An 18,740-nucleotide genomic window follows, 5' to 3' on the forward strand; every position below is an offset into this window, starting at 1 on the left:
TTGATGGTGTTCGTTGACACGTCGGCCTTTCTGGCGCGCTACTTGAGAAACGACCAGTTTCACGGGGCCGCGCTGACCATCTGGCGTGGCCTCGAGCGCTCTGAAGCGCGCCTCTACACCAGCAACTTCGTGCTCGACGAGACCTTGACGCTGCTCGGGCGACGCGCGAACTACGCGTTTGCCGCCGAACGCGGAGCGGCCATCTATGCCTCGCAGGCGCTTCGCATCCTGCGTCCGGACGAGGCGGACGAGCGCGTCGCCCTTGAACTCTTCGCCAAGTATGCGGATCAACGCGTGAGTTTCACCGATGCGGTGTCCTTCGCGCTGATGCGCCGTCACCGGCTGGAACGCGCGTTCAGCTTCGACCGGCATTTTGCTCACGCCGGGTTTGCAGTGGTGGACAACTGACCCGCCCTCACAGCGCCAGCGCCATCTGCCGCATCGCCCCCAGGTGATAGGCCGCGTGCGGCGCGAGCGCCAGAATGCCCGTCAGCGTCGGCAGGTCGAAGGTGCTCAAGTCGCTCTTTTCCAGCGCAGCAAGAAGCGTCTCGTATTCCCGCCGCAAGTCGGCCCGCAGCCGCTCCCACGCGGCAGCGTCCACGCGGTCTACGCTCCAGCTCTCTGACCACTTGGCCTGCGGCTCCTCGCCCCGCGCGAAGGCGTTCGCCATCGCTAAGCTCCAGCGCAAATGCTCGGTGTGCGCCGCAATTGAAGCCCCGCCCAGCTGCTTGGATGCGGCCTCGGCGCTGAGGCCGTCCAGGGTCTCGAGCAGCCCCACGTCTAACGAACCAGGTGTAGGCTTTGGTCTTGCCCAAGTAGGCTTCGCGGAGTAGCTCGAGCACGCTCTCCTTAAACGCTTCTTGCATGTCGCCTCCGTTCATCCGGCTTTGTACATCCACATGCCCCACGTGCCCGGACCGACCGTCTCCAGTGGTGTGAGACGGGGGCTGTCCTCACTGCCTCTACAGTCGCCCATACGCGCGCAGGGTTTTGAGGGCGTTCAAGGTGACGATGCTCCGGCATTCCAGTTCCACCCCCGGGCTGATAGCCTCCCAGCCGATGGACTAGCCGCCGTCCTCCTGCTGCTTAGCGGCTAAGGCGTCCAGATGCCGCTCAAAAAGTGTCCTCTCGTAGAGGCGTGCGGCCTAAGCTGTCTGGCGTGGGCGCGAAGGCGTAGGGCGGAAAGACGTAGCCGGGCGCGTCCGTCGCCAGCTCGGTATTGCGCCGGATATCGTCGGCAAGACGGGTAAGAGCTTTCTCGGCTCTGTCCCGGTCGGGGACGTGCTCCAAAAACACCAGCACGCTCAGCAGCGTGTGCGGGTCGGACTCGGCGAGAACCTCGAGCCTTTCCCAAACGAACGCCGTCGCCGCCCCCAGCCACGGATGCGTCACGCCCAGCGCGTAGAGCAGCCCCGCGACGCTCGCGGTCGGGTTGAGGCTGGCGGGTGGGCCTGGGTCGGTGTTCCACCAGGGCGCGCGGGGTGCGTCGGCCACCGTTTCCAGAACGAAGGGTAAGCCGCCCTCCGGGGTGGTGAGGGTCGGCAAGAAACCCAGGATGCGCTCCAGCGTTCTAGCGTCCGAGCCGATGTCGGCCAAGACCCGAAGCGCCTGCTCCTGGTCGATGGGCTGCGGATTGGAGCTGCGCTTGTCGGGCTCGAGACCGTAGGCGAACCCGCCCACCTCGGTCTGGTAGGCCAGCAGCGAGCGCAGCACGGCCTCGCGCGGGCCGTTTTCGAAGAGGTGGTGAAAGAGGTGGCGTTCCAAGAGCCGCCCGTCTTGCTGAAAAAACGTTTTGGCCCGCTCCAAGATGCCCGTCATGAAGCCCCCTCCGACGAGCTTGAGGCAAACGCCAACCCCCGCTCGGCGAGGGCTTCCCGGAGCACCGCCAGCGCCTTCGGCCCCACGCCGTGGAGCTTGAGCAGTTCGGTTTCGGAGACGCCCGCGAACTGCTCGAGCCGCGTGTACCCGGCGCGCTTCAGCTCCCGAATGGCGACCTTGCCCACCCCTCGCGGAAAGTCGTCTATGCGCGTCACGCCCTGCCGTAGCGGAGCAGCGCGACGCCGCAGGGAAACGCGCGGGCGGCCTCGAGCCTCAGCCTCGCTCTTTCAGGAAATATCGCCATCCCGCTCCCCAGCGCGACCGGGTTGACCAGCAGGTGAAACTCGTCAATGAGGCCGCGTTGGGTGAGGCTCGAGACGAACGTCCCGCCCCCGTAGGCGATGAGGTCGCCGCCCGTCTCCTTCTTGAGCCGGAGGATGGCTTCCGCCAGGTCGCCTGTCGCCAAGGCGGTGTTGGGCCAGGGGGAGGTCTCGAGGGTGTGGGTGAAGACCACCTTGGGCAGGTCGGTAAAGAGCCGTCCGGATTCTCTCTCCGGGTGCTCCGGGTCGGCGGCGACGGCAGCCCAATGCGGGATGAAGCCCTCGGCGAGCCGGCGGCCCAGCACGATGCAGTCCACCGACGCGGTGAGGCCCTCCACGTAGCTTTTGAGGTCGTCGTCCCAGTCGTGGGTCACCCAGTCCATCTCGCCGTTCGGCCCGGCGATAAAGCCATCTACGGAGGTCACGACTTGCAGTTTGAGCTTTCGCACGGCGGTCTCCTATCTGAGGACGCGAAACCGAAGGTGGGTCGCGCCGGGGGACTCGAGCGCGCGGGTCGGCTCGAGCCTGGCCGCGCTCACGCCACCAAACAGGCGGAGGCCCCGCCCGAGCAGCGCGGGGACGATGGAGGGTGCGGCCCGGTTGCCGTTTCAGCTCCTCGACTGCCGTCACCATGTCCCCTTGAAGGGCGGTGGCGTTCCACTCGAGCGCTTCCAGCGTGGTCGTGGCGACGTACTTGGGCAGGCGGTTCATCCGGTCGGCGAAGTCGCTCGTCCCCGCCACCGTCGGCCAGTACGCGGCGAAACCTTCAAAGGTCACGCGGCCCAGCAAGAGGGCGTCGCTCCCGAACAGCTCATCGCGCTTGAACTGACCGATGGCCGCGCTCGGGTAGCCCGGCGGCGGGGCGGGGTCTTCAAACACGCCGTCGAGCGACAAAAATTCGGTCACGACCAGCTTCACGCGCGCTCGAGCACCCCGATATCGAGCTTCTTCATGGGCAGCATGGCCGCCATGACCCGCTCCGAGCGCTCACGGTCGGCGAGCCATTCCGGCAGGGCCGCCGGGACGACCTGCCACGACACCCCGAACGCGTCCTTGAGCCAGCCGCACCCCTCCGCTTCGGGGTGCGCCGAGAGCCGCTCCCAGAGCGCGTCGATTTCAGCCTGCGTCTCGCAGTGGACGATAAAGGACACCGCCTCGGTGAAGGTGAAGCCGTGGTCAAGGCCGCTGTCCATCGCCGTGAAGGTGTGGCCTGCCAGCCTGAACTGCGCGTGCTTGACGGTGCCCGGCGCTTCTTCGCCGGGGCCGTAGTGGAGGACGCCCTCGAGCCTTGAGTCCCCGAACACCTCCTCGAAGACCTCCACGTAGCGCCGCAGCGCCGCCTCGGCCTTGCCGTGCTGCTCGCCGACGAAGAGGAGCGATGGGACGATGGTCTGCTCCGCTTCCCCGAGACTGAGTTGCCACGTGAGGCCGTAGCGGTCGTGGAGCCAGCCGTAGCGGTCGCTCCAGTCGTAGCGCTGCAGCGGCATGAGGACGCCGCCGCCCTCCGAGAGTCCCTTCCAGAGCGCGTCCACCTCCCGTTCGCTGCCTAGGGTGACGAAAAACGACGTCGCCGGGGTGAATTTGAACTGCGGGCCGCCGTTCAGCGCCAAGAAGTCCTGTCCGGCAAGCTGGAAGGGAACGGTCAGGACGCTGCCCTCGGGCATGCCGGAAGCCGCCGCCGAAGCTTCGTCGAAGCGCGCGACCGTCCCGACCGACGCGCCCGGAAAGAGCGACGCGTAAAAGCGCGCGGCTTCCTCGGCCTGGCCGTTAAACCACAGGTTGGGGGTGATTTTTTGCATGATACGCCTCCTCGCTGAACGTTGCTTACTGCGCGGCCGCTTGCCCCGCGTCGCCGGTGTAGCCGACCATCCACTGCACGCCGAACTTGTCGGTGCAGACGCCGTAGCGCTCGGCCCATTCGACCCTCTGCAAGGGCATCTCGGTGTGGCCGCCCTCGGCGAGCGCGCTAAAAAGCCCTTGCGCCTCCTCCGCGCTGTCGGCCTCGAGGTAGATGTAGGCGTTGTTGCCCATCCGCAACGTCTGGCCGAGGGACGAAAGCGCGTCCGTCCCCATCAGCACGGTGCCCTGGCCGAGCGGCAGCGCGATGTGGGCGATCTTGTCCAGGTCGCCCTCCGGCACGTTCATGGCGTTGTCCGGGAAGTCCCGGAAGCGCATCACGCCGAAAACCTCGCCGCCGAAGACGGACTGGTAGAAGGCAAAGGCCTCCTCGGTGTTGCCGCTGAAGTTGAGATAGGGGTGAACGGCTTTCATACTTGCCTCCTCATGGCTGGATGGTCTTCACGGCCTAAGCGCTTCACGGTCTCGTCAGGACTCCGGGTCGAACAGGATTTCGCGGACTTCTTGCGGGCACCGACATCCCTTGGCGATCCGGGCCGCCCACGCGAGCGCCTCCTCGCGCGAAGCTACCTCGATAATCGAAAAGCCACCGATGACCGCCTTCGTCTCCGGTACGGGGCCTGCGGTGAGGTTGCCGTCCGTCGCCACGATGCTCGCCTGCTGGCGCTGAAGCCCGCCGCCGAAGATCCAGACCCCGGCGGCCTTGGCGTCCCGGACGACCGCGTGCGCTGAGGCGTCCACCGCGGGCAGGTCTTCCTCGGGGATGTGATCCATCGAACCGTCGTCGAACGAGATCAGGTAGCGGGGCATTGCTCCTCCTTGCGGTCGGCCGCGACGGGCCGCCTCCGAGTCCAGTTTGGTGACGCCCATGTGGTGCCTCCTTCAACGCTTAGCCTAAAGGGCGCGTTCCGGGATGGCTTCTCGAATCTTGCGCGTTTAGGCAGCTTGTGGCAGCGCGGCGCGGCGCTGGGCCGGGGAGAGGCCAAAACGCGCCTTAAAGAGCGTGCTAAAGGATCCCAGGCTCTCGAAGCCGACGTCGAAGCAGATGTCGGTCACGCTCCGGTCGGTGCTCAAAAGGAGTTCTTCGGCGCGCTCCAAGCGCCGCCGGGTGGTGAGCTGGTGCGGCGTCTCGCCGAAGACCGCCTTGAAGAGCCGCAACAGGTGGTGCGGGGAAAGCTCAGCGGCGGCGGCGATGTCGGGAAGCGTGACGCGCTCCGTGAAAGAGGCCTCGAGAAACTCCCGAGCGCGCCAGAGGCGCCGGTAGAGTTCGGTGCGGGTGGTGGGGCGTGCGGCGGGGAGGCTCTGCGCCTCAGCCACCACCCCCTCGTGCAGCGCCAAAAGCCGCGCCAAAACCGGGTGGAAGCGTTCCTCTAGCTCGCTCTGCAAGAGGTTGCGCTTGCGCACCTCCCAAGATAGCCGCCTCAGCAGCCCCTTGAGCGCCGGGTCGTCCGGGTAGGTGCGCTCGAAGAACTCGGGGTCGCGCCCTTCGGGTGCGGGGTGCTCGAGCAGCCGCTCGTGCGGCAGCGTGAGGGCGGCCTGCACCTCGGCGGCGAGACCGGCGCGAAACATCAGGGTGAAGACCTCGGTGCCCGCGTCGGTCTCGTGGGCGTGCGCGCCAGCATTGAGGAGCAAGTAGCGCCCCGGCGTGACGGCGAAGCGCGCGCGGCCGACTTCGCTCACTTCGCGTCCGGCGCGCACGGTTTTAAGGGTGAGGGGGCTTTGGTGCGCGGGGTAGAAGGTCGCTTCGGCGCGCGCCTGCACCACCACGTTGGGCCAACCGAAAAGCTTGCAGGGCGCGTCCATAGTGACGCCGCGCCGCTGGGGCTGGCTGTAGTCGCGCAGAATCATCGTTCCTCCTTTGCGGAAACCTCCGCGGGGCCCCACCCCTACAGCGGCTCGAGTGAACACGATCCATCGGCTGCTAAGGTAGAATACCTCAATATTTAAGGTATCTCAAGCCGTCAGGGTAGGGGTTGGTGTGCCGACCGGTGCTCCTCGGTGCGACGAGGGGGGGCCAGCGACCTCTTGAGAAGGGCGTGCTAAGCTGCTCGAGAGACAAGGCACCCAGTTAGCCCCTTACAGGTGAGGCGCGTCGCGCAAGCGCCCGGTGGTGCCCCCAAAAACCCTAACGCCGGAGAGGAAGACTTATGACACCCTGCAACGAGCTGCGTGCGCCTTCTGCTCGAGGCGCGAAGCCCTGCCTAGCGTCTTGGTTCCTAGCGAGCACCCCGCGCGGCGGATGGTCGTGAGCTTTTTCTTCTCGCGCCAGCGCGCTCTTCTCCCCGAGCTGCCGCTCGCGCGCCGCGCGCAGGAACGTTACACCTTCGCCGACGACGCTCGGACCGAGTGGGGCGCTCTCAAGGTCATCGACCTGCGCACCGCGCGCCTCCTCGCCGAGCACATCAACAGGCGGCGCGACGCGCTGATGCTCGCGCCGCGCGTGCGCGCGGGTGAGCTCTACGCCGCGGCGCTCTTTCAGGAGACGCTGCGGCTCATCGTCACGAGCTACCTAGAGACGGTCGACCCGAGGGCGCTCGAGCGTGCTTACGCGCACCTCGAAAGGGAGCTCGGCCGCGGCGACCTCGAGGGGACCTTGAAGCGTTACCTCGCCGCGTTTCCGCCCAAAGCGATCGAGCAAGGGGAGGTCACGCCGGACGCCTACCTGGCGGGCACCACGGCCGGTATCCCCAACCGCACGCTCGCCTTCGAGGGGGCGCTGCTCCTCTACCTCGCTGCTGAGAACCCCGCGTTAGAACGCCTGAGCGACCTTTTTGAAACGGCGGACCTGCAGGGGACGCGCTACCGCGAGCTGATGGCCGGGCTCGAGGCGTTTTTTGCCGGTGAGCCAGACTTCGGCGATACGGGGCAGAAGCTCTTCGACCTCCTGCGGGCACCTATGCGCGCTGCGGCGACCTCGTTAGAGGGGCAGCTCGCCTTTATGCGCGAGCGTTGGGGGGCGCTGCCCATGGGGGAGTTGCCGGAGCTGCTCGGGGAGCTTCTCAAAGCCTCGGACACCCTCAAAGAGGAGACCAAGCCGACCTTCGTCGGCGGCCCCGGTCCCGTCGAGGCCCTCAACCCCGCCGCCTACCGCCCCCCGACGGGTGGCGTCACCCCCGACGAGTACGAGGCATTTTCACCGGATTCGTCGTGGATGCCGCGGGTGGTGATGCTCGCCAAGAGCACCTTCGTGTGGCTCGATCAGCTCTCCAAACGCTACGGCCGCGACATCACGCGCCTCGATGAGATCCCCGATGAGGAGCTCGACGAGCTCGCGCGGCGCGGTTTCACGGCGCTCTGGCTGATCGGGCTCTGGGAGCGGAGCAAAGCGTCAAAGACGATCAAGCACCTGCGCGGCAACCCCGACGCGGTGGCCTCGGCGTACGCCCTTTACGACTACGTCATCGCCGAGGACCTAGGCGGGTTCGAAGCCTTTGAAAACCTCAAGGCGCGCGCTTGGGAGCGCGGTATCCGCCTCGCTTCGGACATGGTCCCCAACCACGTCGGTATCGACGGGCGCTGGGTGATCGAGCACCCCGACTGGTTTTTGCAGCTCCCCGAGTCGCCCTACCCGAGCTACACGTTTAACGGCCCCGATTTGTCGCAAGACGAGCGCGTCGGCATCTTTTTGGAGGATCACTACTTTGACTCGTCGGACGCGGCGGTGGTCTTTAAGCGCCTAGACCGCGCGACCGGCGAGGTGCGCTACATCTACCACGGCAACGACGGCACCTCGATGCCGTGGAACGACACCGCGCAGATCAACTACTTAAACCCCGAGGCGCGCGAGGCGGTGATCCAGACCATCTTGCACGTCGCGCGCCTTTCGCCGATCATCCGCTTTGACGCCGCCATGACGCTCGCCAAGCAGCACATCCAGCGCCTCTGGTTCCCGGAGCCGGGGACTGGCGGGGCGATCGCCTCGCGCGCGCAGTACGGCGCGATGCGCACGGAGGACTTCGAAAAGGCCTTGCCCAACGAGTTTTGGCGCGAGGTCGTCGACCGCGTGGCGCAAGAGGTGCCCGACACGCTGCTTCTAGCCGAAGCGTTCTGGATGATGGAGGGCTACTTCGTCCGCACGTTGGGGATGCATAGGGTCTACAACAGCGCCTTTATGCACATGTTCAAAAACGAGGACAACGCCAAGTACCGCCAGAGCATCCGCAACATCCTCGAGTTTGAACCCGAGATCCTCAAGCGCTTCGTCAACTTTATGAATAACCCCGACGAAGAGACCGCCGTGGCGCAGTTCGGCAAAGACGACAAGTACTTCGGCGTCTGCGTGATGATGGCGACCATGCCGGGGTTGCCGATGTTCGGGCACGGCCAAATCGAGGGGTTTACGGAAAAGTACGGCATGGAGTACCGCCGCGCGAAGCTCGACGAGACGCCCGACCGCTGGCTCCTGGAGCGCCACGAGCGCGAGATCTTCCCGCTGCTGCACCGCCGCTACCAGTTCGCCGAGGTGGAGAACTTCCGGCTCTACGACCTGCACACCGCAGGGGGCGGGGTCAACGAGGACGTCTTCGTCTACTCCAACTTAGTCGACGGCGAGGCGTCGCTCGTCACCTTTAACAACACCTTCGCGCCGGCGCACGGTTGGATTCGGGAGTCGACGCCGCTCGCGGGGCGGCCGCAGGCGACGCTGCTGCAGGGTCTCGGGTTGCGCGCGGGGGAGCGCGACTTCGTGACCTTTCGCGACCAGATCTCGGGGCTCTCGTTCGTGCGCCGCAGCCGCGACCTTCAGGGGGGGCTCGCGCTCGCGCTCGAGGCCTATAAGTACCAGGTGTTCGTCGACTTTCGCGAAGTTGAAGACACCGACGGCCGCTTTGAACGCCTCGAGCGGGAGCTCGGCGGCCGCGGGGTGCGCGACCTCGAAGCGGCCCTCGAGGGGGTGACGTACGGCGAGCTGCGGCGGACCTTCGGGGAGCTCGTCAACGCCGAGGTGATCCGGGCGCTGCGCGGGGAGCGCGGGAGCGCTTTTCAGCGCAGCGTGCAGCTCGAGCTGCCAGAGCGCCTCGCGCGGACGCTCGCGGCCGCGGCCGACGTCGCGCGGCGCGAGGGGCTCGGTGCGGGGGCGGCGGCTGACGACCCCGAGAGCGTAGCGGCCCTTCAGGCGCGCTTCGCGGCGCAGCTTGAACAGCTGATCGCCCTACCCGTTTTGGAGCCGCTCGCGCCAGGGGCGCCGGCGGCGCTGCGGGAGGCGCTCGAGCGCGACCTGCGCACGAAGCTCACCGACGAGGGGAGCGGGACGCTCTACGCCGCGCTCGTCCTGGGGGCGCTCGAGGAGGCGACGGGGGCGGGGCTAGAGGCGCTGCGGCTCGCTGCGCCCCTGCGCGAGGCGTTCGCTGGAGCGGGCCTTGGCGACCCCGAACGCACCCTGGCGCTAACCGACCTTCTCGTGCGCTTTGCTCCGCGCTACCTAGAGGGCGCGGCGGCGCTGTTGACCCAGCTCGAAGGCGATCCCGCCGCGCGCGCCTTTCTCGCGCTCGAGGCGACCTCTGGCGAGGGGCGGGCACCGTACGACCGCACTGCTTACGCCGAACTCACCGCGCGGCTCCTCGCCGCGTCGCTCCTAGCGGCCAGCGGCGAGCAAGGCGAGCGCACCCTCAGCGCTCACGCCGAGGTGCTGCGCGCGCTCAGCGAACGCGACGCGCACGCCGCGGGCGACGCGAGCGAGCTCTTCGCGGCCCCGGACGAGGTGGCGGCAGCGGGCGCCGACACGGCCCCGGAGGCGACCGACGCGGTAGCGGCCGTGCCGGAGGCCACGACGGCTGACACCGCTCCCGAGGCGGTGTCCGATGCGCCGCGCGAGGGCTCCGATGCGGCGTCGGCAGCCGCGAGCGAGGCGGCGCCAGGTGCAGCGCCCGACGAGGCGACGGAAGCGGCCGCTGAGACGGTGGGGTCGGGGCAAGACGACGCGGCACCAGCGCCGGCGCCAGCTGCGCCGACCGCGTCGGCTACCGATGAGCCGACCACCGCTGCGAAGCCGAGCGGGGCGGCGGGCACCAAGCGCAGGAAAAAGCCCTCCACCAAGCGCAAAGGGCGCAAGGGGAAAAAGTAAGCGATAAGCAGACGGCAACGACGCGCAACGAGGTGACGCGTGGGGAACGCCCCACGCGTCGTTAGCGCCCTGTAGCACCTCTAAGCGCGGGGGGTGCTGCGCGGCGCGGCCCCTGGCACAAAACATCGTGCTGAATAAGGAGGACGCCGGTGTGCCGGCGATCGCCGGGAGTGCGGGCGCCGTCCGGTGGCGGCGGTCGGGCCACCGGCGCTCGTTTGCCGCGCCTTGCTGAGCGGGCAGTGCGTAAGCGCAGGGGCCTCAGCGCAGCAGCTGGAACTGCCGAGCGCTGAGGTGGGTGAGGGCGAGCGCGAGCGCGTCGGCGACGTGGTGGCTCTCGGGCGTCTCCTTGAGCCCTAGCGTCGCCCGCACCATATAGCCCACCTGCGCTTTGCTCGCCCGCCCGGTGCCGACGAGCGCCTGTTTGACCTGCATGGGGCCGTACTCGACGACCTCGAGCCCGTGTTCTTGGGCCGCTAACAGGCACACCCCGCACGCTTGGCCGACCTTGAAGGCGACCTCGCGCTGCCGGTGGAAGTACTGCCCTTCAAGGGCCAGGACGTCGGGTTCGTAGAGCGCGAAAAACCTCGAGACCTCGCGGTAGAGGGTCTCGAGACGTGCGCTCTGCTCGGCGCTCGGCGAGGTCCGCACGAGCTTGGCGCCCAAGAGCGTCACCGCGCGACCCACCTCGCGCACCGCCCCGAGCCCTAAGTTGGCGAGGCCGGGGTCGAGCCCGACGACCGTCAGGGGGGGGCGGGTGCGGTTCACCCCTCTACCATACACACTTTGTGTACGGGACACAAAATTGGGTGGCCTGTGGCTCGTGACAACCCGCCCACCAGCCACAGGCCACGCGCTACGGGCCCTCTAGTACTCCGCCAAGTAGGTATCCAGCTCCCACTCGTGCACGGTGACGCGGTAGGCGTCGAACTCCTGGCGTTTGGCCTCGACGAAGTGGCTGTAGGCGTGCTCGCCCAGAGCGCTCTTGATCACAGGGTCTTTTTCAAGGGCGTTGATCGCCTCGCGCAGCGTCCCCGGCAGCTCGCGGATCTTGTGCTTGCGGCGGTCGCGGACGCTCATGTGGTAGATGTTGCGCTGAATGGGGGGGGGCGGCATCAGGCGGTTGGCGATGCCGTCCATGCCGGCAGCTAGCATCGCCGAGAGCGCCAAGTAGGGGTTACAAGCCGGGTCGGGCATCCGCAGCTCGCTCCGCGTCCCGACGCCGCGCCGCGCCGGGATGCGGATCATGGCGCTGCGGTTCGAGGCCGACCAGGCGATGTTGGTGGGCGCTTCGTAACCGGGCGTCAGGCGCTTGTACGAGTTGACGGTCGGGTTGGTGAGCGCCACCATCCCCTCGGCGTGCTCTAAAAGCCCCGCGATCCAGTGGAGCGCCGTGTCCGACAGCTGGTACTCGGCCCCCTCGTCGTAAAAGGCGTTCTGGCCGTCTTTAAAGAGCGAGAGGTGGGTGTGCATCCCCGAACCGTTAATCCCCGCGACGGGTTTGGGCATAAAGGTCGCGTGCAGGTTGTGGTTGATGGCGATGCGCTTGACGATAAGCTTAAAGGTCGAGATGTTGTCGGCGGTCGTCAGGGCGTCTTCGTACTTGAAGTCGATCTCGTGTTGTCCCGGAGCGACCTCGTGGTGGGCCGCCTCGATCTCAAAGCCCATCTCGACAAGAGCGTTGACCATGTCGCGGCGCGCCTCTTCGCCCTTGTCGACCGGGGCGAGGTCGAAGTAGCCGGCAGCGTCGTGCGTCACGGTGGTCGGGCGCCCTTCGTGGTCGCGCCAGAAGAGGAAAAACTCCGGTTCGGGGCCCGCGTACATGTTGTCGAAGCCCATCCCCTGCAGCTTTTCGATCTGGCGCTTGAGGACGTAGCGCGGGTCGCCGGGGAAGGGGGTGTCGTCGGGGTAGGCGATGTCGCAGATGAGCCGCGCGACCTTGCCGCGCGCGTCCCCTTCGACGAGCGTCGGGAAGATCAAAAAGGTATCAAAGTCGGGTTTGAGGAGCATGTCCGACTCTTCGATGCGGGTAAAGCCCTCGATCGAGGAGCCGTCAAACATGATCTCGCCGTCGAGCGCCTTGTCAAACTGCGACACCGGCAGCTCGACGTTTTTGTTCATCCCCATGATGTCGGTGAACTGAAGACGCAAAAATTTAACGTTTTCGGAGTCTAAAATCTGTCGGATCTCGCTCTGTGAGTACGCCATCTCGCCTCCTACCGGATAAGCCGGTTGGGATGACTATGACGTACGTTTGGTCAAATGTCAAGCCCAAAATTGCGATTTTAGACTCCGAATTGATGCTTTTGGTGTCACCAAGAGGGCGCTTGTGCAAAAAAGCCGTTCGTGGCGTGCGCCGCGCGTGGTGCGCCCCGCCGGCGGTGGCCCGTCTCCCGGAAAAGTGCCGAGTGTGCTAAAATTCTGTGACGAAGGGCCGCCTTGACCCGTCGTCACTTCCTGGTTGGGGTGCTACAAGGGGGTTGTGAGCCAGATCGCGTGATGAGGACCTGAGTGGTGGCAGAACGTCCGGTGGTGCGTGGAGGTGGCCGCGCGGGTGTATAAAGTTGCAAAGCGTCCCTGTACCGCCGAGGTCGTCGGTGCGCTCCGCCCCACGCTGAACCGATGTTTGCTCCCTAGGGAGGTGGCGCGCTCTTCACCAAACTTTCAGGAAGCGTTGACACACCCGAAAGCCAGTAGAGTATGATGCCCTCGTAAAACACCACAAAGGGCATAAGAGGAGGAAGCGATGAAGCAACCGTTGGTCTCTCTTTCCGTTCTCGCTGCGCTCGCTGGAGGGGTCGCGTTGGCGCAGGAGCCGATCCGCATCGGGGTGAACCTCGAGCTCTCCGGCCGCCTCGTCTCGCTCGGCACCCCCGAGCTCGAGGGGATGGAGGCGATGCAGCAGAGTCTCGGCGAGGTGTTGGGCCGCCCCATCGAGCTCTCGGTCTGCGACAACGCCTCGACGCCGGAGGGTTCGGTGTCGTGCGCCAACCGCTTCGTCGACGAAGGGGTCGTGGCGGTGCTCGGTTCGGGCGCCTCGAGCCAGGCGATCCCCGCCGCCGAGGTGCTCCAAGAGGCCGGTATCGTGATGATCACGCCCTCCTCGACGAACAACGCCACCACCCAGATCGGCGACTACATCTTCCGCGTCGCCTATAACGACGAATTCCAGGGTGCGGTCGCCGCCGAGTACATGTATAACGATCTCGAGGCGCGCCGCGTGGCCGTTTTCCGGCAGCAAGACGACGACTACTCGTTCGGGCTCGCGGGCTTTTTCAGCGACACCTTCCAGGAGCTCGGCGGCGAAACGGTCGTGGTGGACTACACCGCCGGCACCGTGGACTTCGCCGCGCAGATCAACGACATCCGCGCCTTTAACCCCGACGCCATCTACACCCCTGGGTTCTGCACGGAGCTCGCCGCGCTCTTGCCGCAGCTTCTGCAGCAGGGCTTTGACGTCCCCATGATGGGCGGCGACGGCACCGACGACGCGCAGTGCCCCGACGGTGGTGGGCAGGCGTTTGACGGCTTCCGCTTTACCGCTTTCGCCGAACCCGAGCAGCTCGGCAGCGACCCCGAAGCCGCCGCGCGCGCCGAGGAGTTCCGCGCGCAGTTCCAAGAAAGCCACCCCAACGGCACCTTTAACGGCTTTACCCTAGCGGGCGCCGACGCGCTCAACGTGCTGGTCGCCGCCATCGAGGCGGCTGGTTCGGACGACCCGGCGGCGGTGCGCGACGCCTTGGCCGAACTCGAGAACTTCCCCGGCGTCAGCGGCCCGATCACCTACGCGGGTACCGACGGCACCCCCACAAACCGCATCCTGGGCTTTTTCGAGTACCAGGTGCCGGGCGAAGGGGGTGAAGCCTGGACGAAGGTGGCGCTCGAGGGGCTCGTGCGCCAGTTTGAAGGGGCGCAGTAGCCAGCGCCACGCGCTTTAACACGGGGGGCGGGTTTCGGCCCGCCCCTTTTAGGTGAGCTTCGGACGCTGCTATCTTACTACCCTGCAAACGTCTGAGGTGCCCCAGATGGTCCTCGCTGGGACCCGGTCGCTCCCTTTTCGGCTCGAGCAGGCCCTTGTCGTAAGCGGTGTAGGCGATGGGGGGCGCTCGCTATTTCACGCGCTTTACGAGGTGACACACTTGGTTAGTACGCAGGTACAACGGCCCAGGCGGGTTCAGGTAACCCCTTGGCTGGTGATCGGGGGGCTGCTCGCGCTGATCATTGGGCGCGTCGCCTATCTTATCGTCGGGACGGGCAACTACACGCTCGCGTTCTTTGTGGGCGCGCTCCTAAGCGCGCTGCAGCTCGGCAGCCTCTACGCGCTGATCGCCCTCGGTTACACGATGGTCTACGGCATCATCCGCCTTATCAACTTCGCGCACGGCGAGGTGTTTATGGTGGGCGCATTCACCTCCTTTTTCCTCTTCGCCAACACCCCCTACAGCTTGCCGTGGGCGCTCTTCGCCGCGGCTCTCGCCGCCGCCGGGCTGATGTACGCCGTCAACCTCTGGCGCGGCAAGCTGCAAGACCCCGTGGTACTGGGCGCTGGCGCGCTCGGCTTCGTCGGGTTTACGCTCGCGCTGAGCGCCGCGTCGCTCAACTGGATCGCCGCGATGCTGCTGGCGATGCTGATTACCGGCGTCGTCGGGATCACCCTCGACCGGGTCGCTTACCGCCCGCTGCGCGGCGCCCCCCGCATCTCGCTCCTTATCACCGCGATCGCCATGTCGTTCTTTTTGCAGAACTTTGGGCTCCTCGCCTTTACCCGCAACCAGACGCCCTACCGGCCGGCGACCTCGTGGACGCAGTTTTTGCAGTTTCCGCTGGCTGGCAACACGGTCTTTACCTCGCGCATGGTGATCCTCATCCCCCTCGTTACGCTCGTCTTGGTCGTGGCGCTGACGCTATTTGTCAACCGCACGCGCCTCGGCAAAGCGATGCGGGCGAGCGCGCAAGACCCCGAAGTCGCGCAGATGATGGGGATCAACGTCAACCGCGTGATCGCCACGACCTTTTTCCTCGGTTCGACGCTCGCGGCGGCGGCCGGGGTGCTGTGGGGGCTCAACTTCGGCTCGCTCAACCAACCCGCCATCTTCGGCCTCCTGCCCGGCCTCAAGGCGTTTGCCGCGGCCGTCATCGGCGGGATCGGCTCGCTGCCGGGGGCGGTGATCGGCGGCCTTCTGCTCGGCTTTTTGGAGAATTTCGTCCCCGCGATGTTCGCCGGCACGACCGAGTTCAAAGACACCTTTGCGTTTTTTCTTCTGATCGTGATCCTGCTGATTCGCCCAAGTGGTATTATCGGTGAAGACCTCTCGGAGAAGGTATGAGCCGCGCCCCTAGCCCTGCCGTTCGCGCCGACGTGCTCGCGACGTCGGCCCTTTCCGGTCGCAAACGCCTGCGCGACGCCCTCCTGACGCTCGTCGGGCTCGCGCTCTTAGCGCTCCTGATCGCTTTTATCGACGCCGAAGGGACGACCCGGTTCAAGCAGGCGTGCGCCCTGTTCGCCATCTGGGGCGTCGCCGCGATCAGCCTCAACTTGATCAACGGCACCACGGGGATCTTGTCGCTGGGGCATCACGGCTTTATGCTGGTTGGCGGTTACACCACGGCGCTCCTGACGCTCCCCGAGATCCGGCGCCAGCAGATCGCCGAGAGCGCGCGGAGCCAGATGAACGACTTTACCTTGGGCCTGAGCCTCAATAACGGCCTAAGGGCGCTCGGGCTCGAGGCCCTCACCACCCCCGAGACGCTCTGGATCCGCTTTCTCATCGCGCTCTTTATCGGCGGTCTGGTCGCCGCGCTCTTCGGGCTCTTGGTTGGCATCCCGAGCTTGCGGCTGCGCGGCGACTACTTGGCCATCGTCACCTTCGGCTTCGGGGAGATTATCCGGCTGCTCGCCTCGACGAGCTTGCTGGGCCCCTTTACCAACGGCTCGCTGGGGTACACGGGGGTGCCCGCGCAGATCGGGCGGAGCCTCTGGTGGACGTTCGGCTTTCTCGCGCTGACCGTTTTCGTCATGACGAAATTCAAGACCTCGTCGTACGGGCGCGCGCTGCAGGGCATCCGCGAGGACGAGATCGCCGCCGAGGCGATGGGGGTCAACCTGGCGTATCACAAGGTGTTGGCCTTTGCGCTCTCGGCCTTTTTCGCCGGCGTCGCGGGGGGGCTCTACACCTCGTGGCTCTCGGGGGCGCGCCTCGACTACTTCCTCTTTACGCTGACCTTTTTCTTCCTGGTGGCGATCTCGGTCGGGGGGACGGGGTCGTACACCGGCGTGCTCTTGGGCACGGCCCTCGTCGTCTTCGTGCGGCAGTACGGCGACCCCCTGGAGCAGGTGTACCCGCTGACGACCTGGTTCGCGGCGGCGGGGGTGCTGGTCCTGCTCGCCGCGGCGGGCGCGCTCGTGCTGCGCTCGAGGCGGCGGCTGCGCCCGCGGGTGCCGCCGCTTGTGCTCGTCGTCGGAGCCGTGGGGCTCGCGGCGCTGCTGTTTGCGCTCGTCGCGCCCAGCTTCGGCTTGCTGCAGGGGAGCTTTCAAGCGTTCGGGATGCGCGCCATTTTGCTCGCGCTGCTGCTGCTAACTATCATGATCTTCCGGCCAGAAGGGATCATGGGGCGCGCCGAGTTCTCCTGGGCGTGGCTGCTGCGCGAGCATCGCGACCGGCCCTCGGATGAGGAACGGGCGCAGGACGCGTGGCTCACCAACCCCGAGCTTAACCCTGACCGCACTGCCGCGCTGCGCAACCTGCGCGAACCGGATCCGCAGGCCGAGCGCCGCGACGACCAGAAAGGGGCGCGCTGATGGCGATGCTCGAGCTTAGGGGGGTGAACAAAGCTTTCGGCGGGCTGCAGGCGACCACCAACGTCGACTTGACCCTCAACGAGGGGGAGATCGTCTCGATCATCGGCCCCAACGGCGCGGGCAAGTCGACGCTCTTCAACCTCATCACGGGGGTCTACCGGCCCGACTCCGGCGACATCCGCTTCGAGGGGCGTTCGATCGTCGGGTTAAAGCCCAACCAGATCGTCGACTTAGGGATCGCCCGCACCTTTCAGAACCTGCGGCTATTCACCAACCTCTCGGTGCTCGAGAACGTCCTGATCTCGCAGCACCACAAGCTGCGTTCGACCTGGCTCTCGGCGGTCCTGCGCACCCCCGGCTACCGCCGCCAGGAGCGGGAGATGCACGAACGGGCGCTGCAAAAGCTCGCTTTCTTCGGCCCGCGCCTTATGAGTTTTCGCCTCCACCAACCCGTGTACGTGCTCTCTTACGCCAACCGCCGCCGCACCGAGATGGCGCGCGCGATGGCGACCGGCGCCAAGCTGCTGCTTTTGGACGAACCGAGCGCCGGGATGAACCCTAAAGAGACGAACGAGATCACCGGCATCATCCGCCGCATGCGCGACGAGGGGGGGTACACCATCTTGCTCGTGGAGCACAAGATGAATTTGGTCGGTGAGATCAGCGACCGCGTGGTGGTGCTCGACTACGGCCAGAAGATCGCCGAGGGGTCGTACAAAGAGGTCGTCAACGACCCGCGGGTGATCGAAGCGTACCTCGGTAAAAAGGCAGCCGAAGAGGGCAAGACGGCCGACCTCACCGACGAGCTCCACACCGGGTTTGACGAGCCCAGCGGCGCGCGGGGTGCGCCGGAGGGTCGGGTGACCCGGTGAGCGTCGCTCCGAGCCGCGTCGTGGTGCGGCCCGCCCCCGAACCGCGCGCCGCTGGGCACAAGGAGCGGCCCAAGCTGCTCGAGCTGCGCGACGTCACCACGCACTACGGGCCGATCCGGGTGCTTCACAAGGTGAACATGACCATCTACCCCGGCGAGATGGTCTGCCTCTTGGGGGGTAACGCGTCGGGCAAGTCGACGACCCTCAAGACCATCCTCGGTATCGTGCGGGTCTCCGAGGGGGAGCTCTACCTCAACGGCGAACGCGTCGACGGCATGTCGACCGCTGAGCGCATCGAGCGCGGGCTCGCGGTGGTCCCCGAAAACCGGCGCATCTTCCCCAAGATGACCGTCAGGGAGAACCTCGAGCTAGGGGCCTACTTGCGCCACGACCGCGCCGCCATCCGCGAGGACATGGACTACGTGTTCTCGCTCTTCCCCCGCCTCGGCGAGCGCCTGGGGCAGCTGGGCGGCACCATGTCGGGTGGCGAGCAGCAGATGCTGGCGATGGGCCGCGCGCTCATGAGCCGCCCCAAGCTGATCCTGATGGACGAGCCGTCGATGGGGCTCGCGCCCCTTTTCGTCGAGAAGATCTTCGAGATCATCAAGCAGGTCAACGAGCGCGGCATCAGCGTCTTTGTCGTCGAGCAAAACGCCAACATCGCGCTCTCGATCGCCGACCGCGGCTACGTGCTGCAGACCGGCGAGGTGGTGTTGTCGGGTCCGGCGCGCGAGCTGCTTCACAACGAGGCGATGAAGCGGGCGTACCTGGGTGACGTTTAAAAGCGGCGTCTAAGGGCGATGTCTGAGGGGTCGTGCGCGCGGGTCTTTAGGCCAACGCATCGGGGGCGGTGACGTCACCGCCCCTTTTGGTGTGCGCACCTGGGCGTGCGGCCCCTGCGACCGCGCGCAACCCGCCGAAGAGGGACGCCTCGGTGCAGACCTGTCAGGGACGCTGCACCGCGTGCGGCCTCTCTGGCGGGTTTGCGACGTCCCCCGGCGGACAGGGAGAGTCTC

The 18,740-nt window shown here is 66.5% G+C and carries 17 protein-coding genes; 7 read left to right on the forward strand and 10 right to left on the reverse strand.

The window, feature by feature from the left end; all coding sequences use genetic code 11:
• Positions 1-3: 3 nt before the first annotated feature.
• A complete protein-coding gene (locus tag TRAD_RS04785) occupies positions 4-408 on the forward strand; it encodes a type II toxin-antitoxin system VapC family toxin (protein WP_013177461.1) in 405 nt (134 codons plus the stop codon).
• A 7-nt stretch (positions 409-415) separates the two neighbouring features.
• Here the strand turns inward: TRAD_RS04785 and TRAD_RS04790 are convergent, their stop codons facing one another.
• From TRAD_RS04790 to TRAD_RS04830, 8 genes are all read right to left on the reverse strand, one after another.
• Positions 416-778 (reverse strand): DinB family protein, encoded by a 363-nt coding sequence (locus tag TRAD_RS04790; protein ID WP_041947149.1) that lies wholly within the window; start codon positions 776-778, stop codon positions 416-418.
• Between the two features lie 335 nt (positions 779-1,113).
• Positions 1,114-1,818: a hypothetical protein gene (locus tag TRAD_RS04795; protein ID WP_041947150.1), complete on the reverse strand. Its 705-nt coding sequence runs from the start codon at positions 1,816-1,818 to the stop codon at positions 1,114-1,116.
• Positions 1,815-2,033, reverse strand: coding sequence for a helix-hairpin-helix domain-containing protein (locus tag TRAD_RS04800; RefSeq protein WP_013177462.1), 219 nt, complete (start codon positions 2,031-2,033; stop codon positions 1,815-1,817). Before TRAD_RS04800 ends, TRAD_RS04795 begins: the two co-directional genes overlap by 4 nt.
• A complete protein-coding gene (locus TRAD_RS04805; protein ID WP_013177463.1) occupies positions 2,030-2,587 on the reverse strand; it encodes a dihydrofolate reductase family protein in 558 nt (185 codons plus the stop codon). The genes TRAD_RS04800 and TRAD_RS04805 overlap by 4 nt, the downstream gene beginning before the upstream one ends.
• Positions 2,588-3,052: 465 nt before the next feature.
• Entirely contained in the window at positions 3,053-3,937 is an 885-nt protein-coding gene (locus tag TRAD_RS04815; RefSeq protein ID WP_013177464.1) for a VOC family protein, read from the reverse strand.
• Between the two features lie 25 nt (positions 3,938-3,962).
• Entirely contained in the window at positions 3,963-4,409 is a 447-nt protein-coding gene (locus TRAD_RS04820) for a VOC family protein (RefSeq protein ID WP_013177465.1), read from the reverse strand.
• A 54-nt stretch (positions 4,410-4,463) separates the two neighbouring features.
• Positions 4,464-4,805: a YciI family protein gene (locus TRAD_RS04825; protein ID WP_013177466.1), complete on the reverse strand. Its 342-nt coding sequence runs from the start codon at positions 4,803-4,805 to the stop codon at positions 4,464-4,466.
• A gap of 126 nt (positions 4,806-4,931) precedes the next feature.
• Complete coding sequence (locus tag TRAD_RS04830; RefSeq protein WP_013177467.1) at positions 4,932-5,843, reverse strand: helix-turn-helix domain-containing protein; 912 nt, start codon at positions 5,841-5,843, stop codon at positions 4,932-4,934.
• A gap of 391 nt (positions 5,844-6,234) precedes the next feature.
• Between TRAD_RS04830 and TRAD_RS04835 the strand changes: the two genes are divergently transcribed.
• Positions 6,235-10,056, forward strand: coding sequence for an alpha-amylase family glycosyl hydrolase (locus TRAD_RS04835; protein ID WP_013177468.1), 3,822 nt, complete (start codon positions 6,235-6,237; stop codon positions 10,054-10,056).
• Between the two features lie 258 nt (positions 10,057-10,314).
• Here TRAD_RS04835 and ruvC read toward each other — a convergent pair whose 3' ends face one another.
• The gene (gene ruvC / locus TRAD_RS04840; RefSeq protein WP_013177469.1) at positions 10,315-10,821 is read right to left on the reverse strand and encodes a crossover junction endodeoxyribonuclease RuvC; all 507 of its coding nucleotides are present in this window, start codon (positions 10,819-10,821) and stop codon (positions 10,315-10,317) included.
• Positions 10,822-10,920: 99 nt separating this feature from the next.
• On the reverse strand, positions 10,921-12,261 hold the full coding sequence (glnA, locus tag TRAD_RS04845) for a type I glutamate--ammonia ligase (RefSeq protein ID WP_013177470.1): 1,341 nt from the start codon (positions 12,259-12,261) through the stop codon (positions 10,921-10,923).
• A gap of 538 nt (positions 12,262-12,799) precedes the next feature.
• Between glnA and TRAD_RS04850 the strand changes: the two genes are divergently transcribed.
• The 5 genes from TRAD_RS04850 (at position 12,800) to TRAD_RS04870 (ending at position 18,506) form a co-directional block, all read left to right on the forward strand.
• Positions 12,800-13,972, forward strand: a complete 1,173-nt coding sequence (locus TRAD_RS04850) for an ABC transporter substrate-binding protein (protein ID WP_013177471.1) — start codon at positions 12,800-12,802, stop codon at positions 13,970-13,972.
• A 274-nt stretch (positions 13,973-14,246) separates the two neighbouring features.
• Positions 14,247-15,380, forward strand: a complete 1,134-nt coding sequence (locus TRAD_RS04855; protein WP_221401662.1) for a branched-chain amino acid ABC transporter permease — start codon at positions 14,247-14,249, stop codon at positions 15,378-15,380.
• Positions 15,377-16,852: a branched-chain amino acid ABC transporter permease gene (locus tag TRAD_RS04860; protein WP_013177473.1), complete on the forward strand. Its 1,476-nt coding sequence runs from the start codon at positions 15,377-15,379 to the stop codon at positions 16,850-16,852. The genes TRAD_RS04855 and TRAD_RS04860 overlap by 4 nt, the downstream gene beginning before the upstream one ends.
• On the forward strand, positions 16,852-17,724 hold the full coding sequence (locus TRAD_RS04865) for an ABC transporter ATP-binding protein (protein ID WP_013177474.1): 873 nt from the start codon (positions 16,852-16,854) through the stop codon (positions 17,722-17,724). Before TRAD_RS04860 ends, TRAD_RS04865 begins: the two co-directional genes overlap by 1 nt.
• A 23-nt stretch (positions 17,725-17,747) precedes the next feature.
• Entirely contained in the window at positions 17,748-18,506 is a 759-nt protein-coding gene (locus tag TRAD_RS04870) for an ABC transporter ATP-binding protein (protein WP_373466585.1), read from the forward strand.
• Positions 18,507-18,740 lie beyond the last annotated feature (234 nt).

The organism is Truepera radiovictrix DSM 17093, from assembly GCF_000092425.1.
Taxonomy (GTDB): domain Bacteria; phylum Deinococcota; class Deinococci; order Deinococcales; family Trueperaceae; genus Truepera; species Truepera radiovictrix.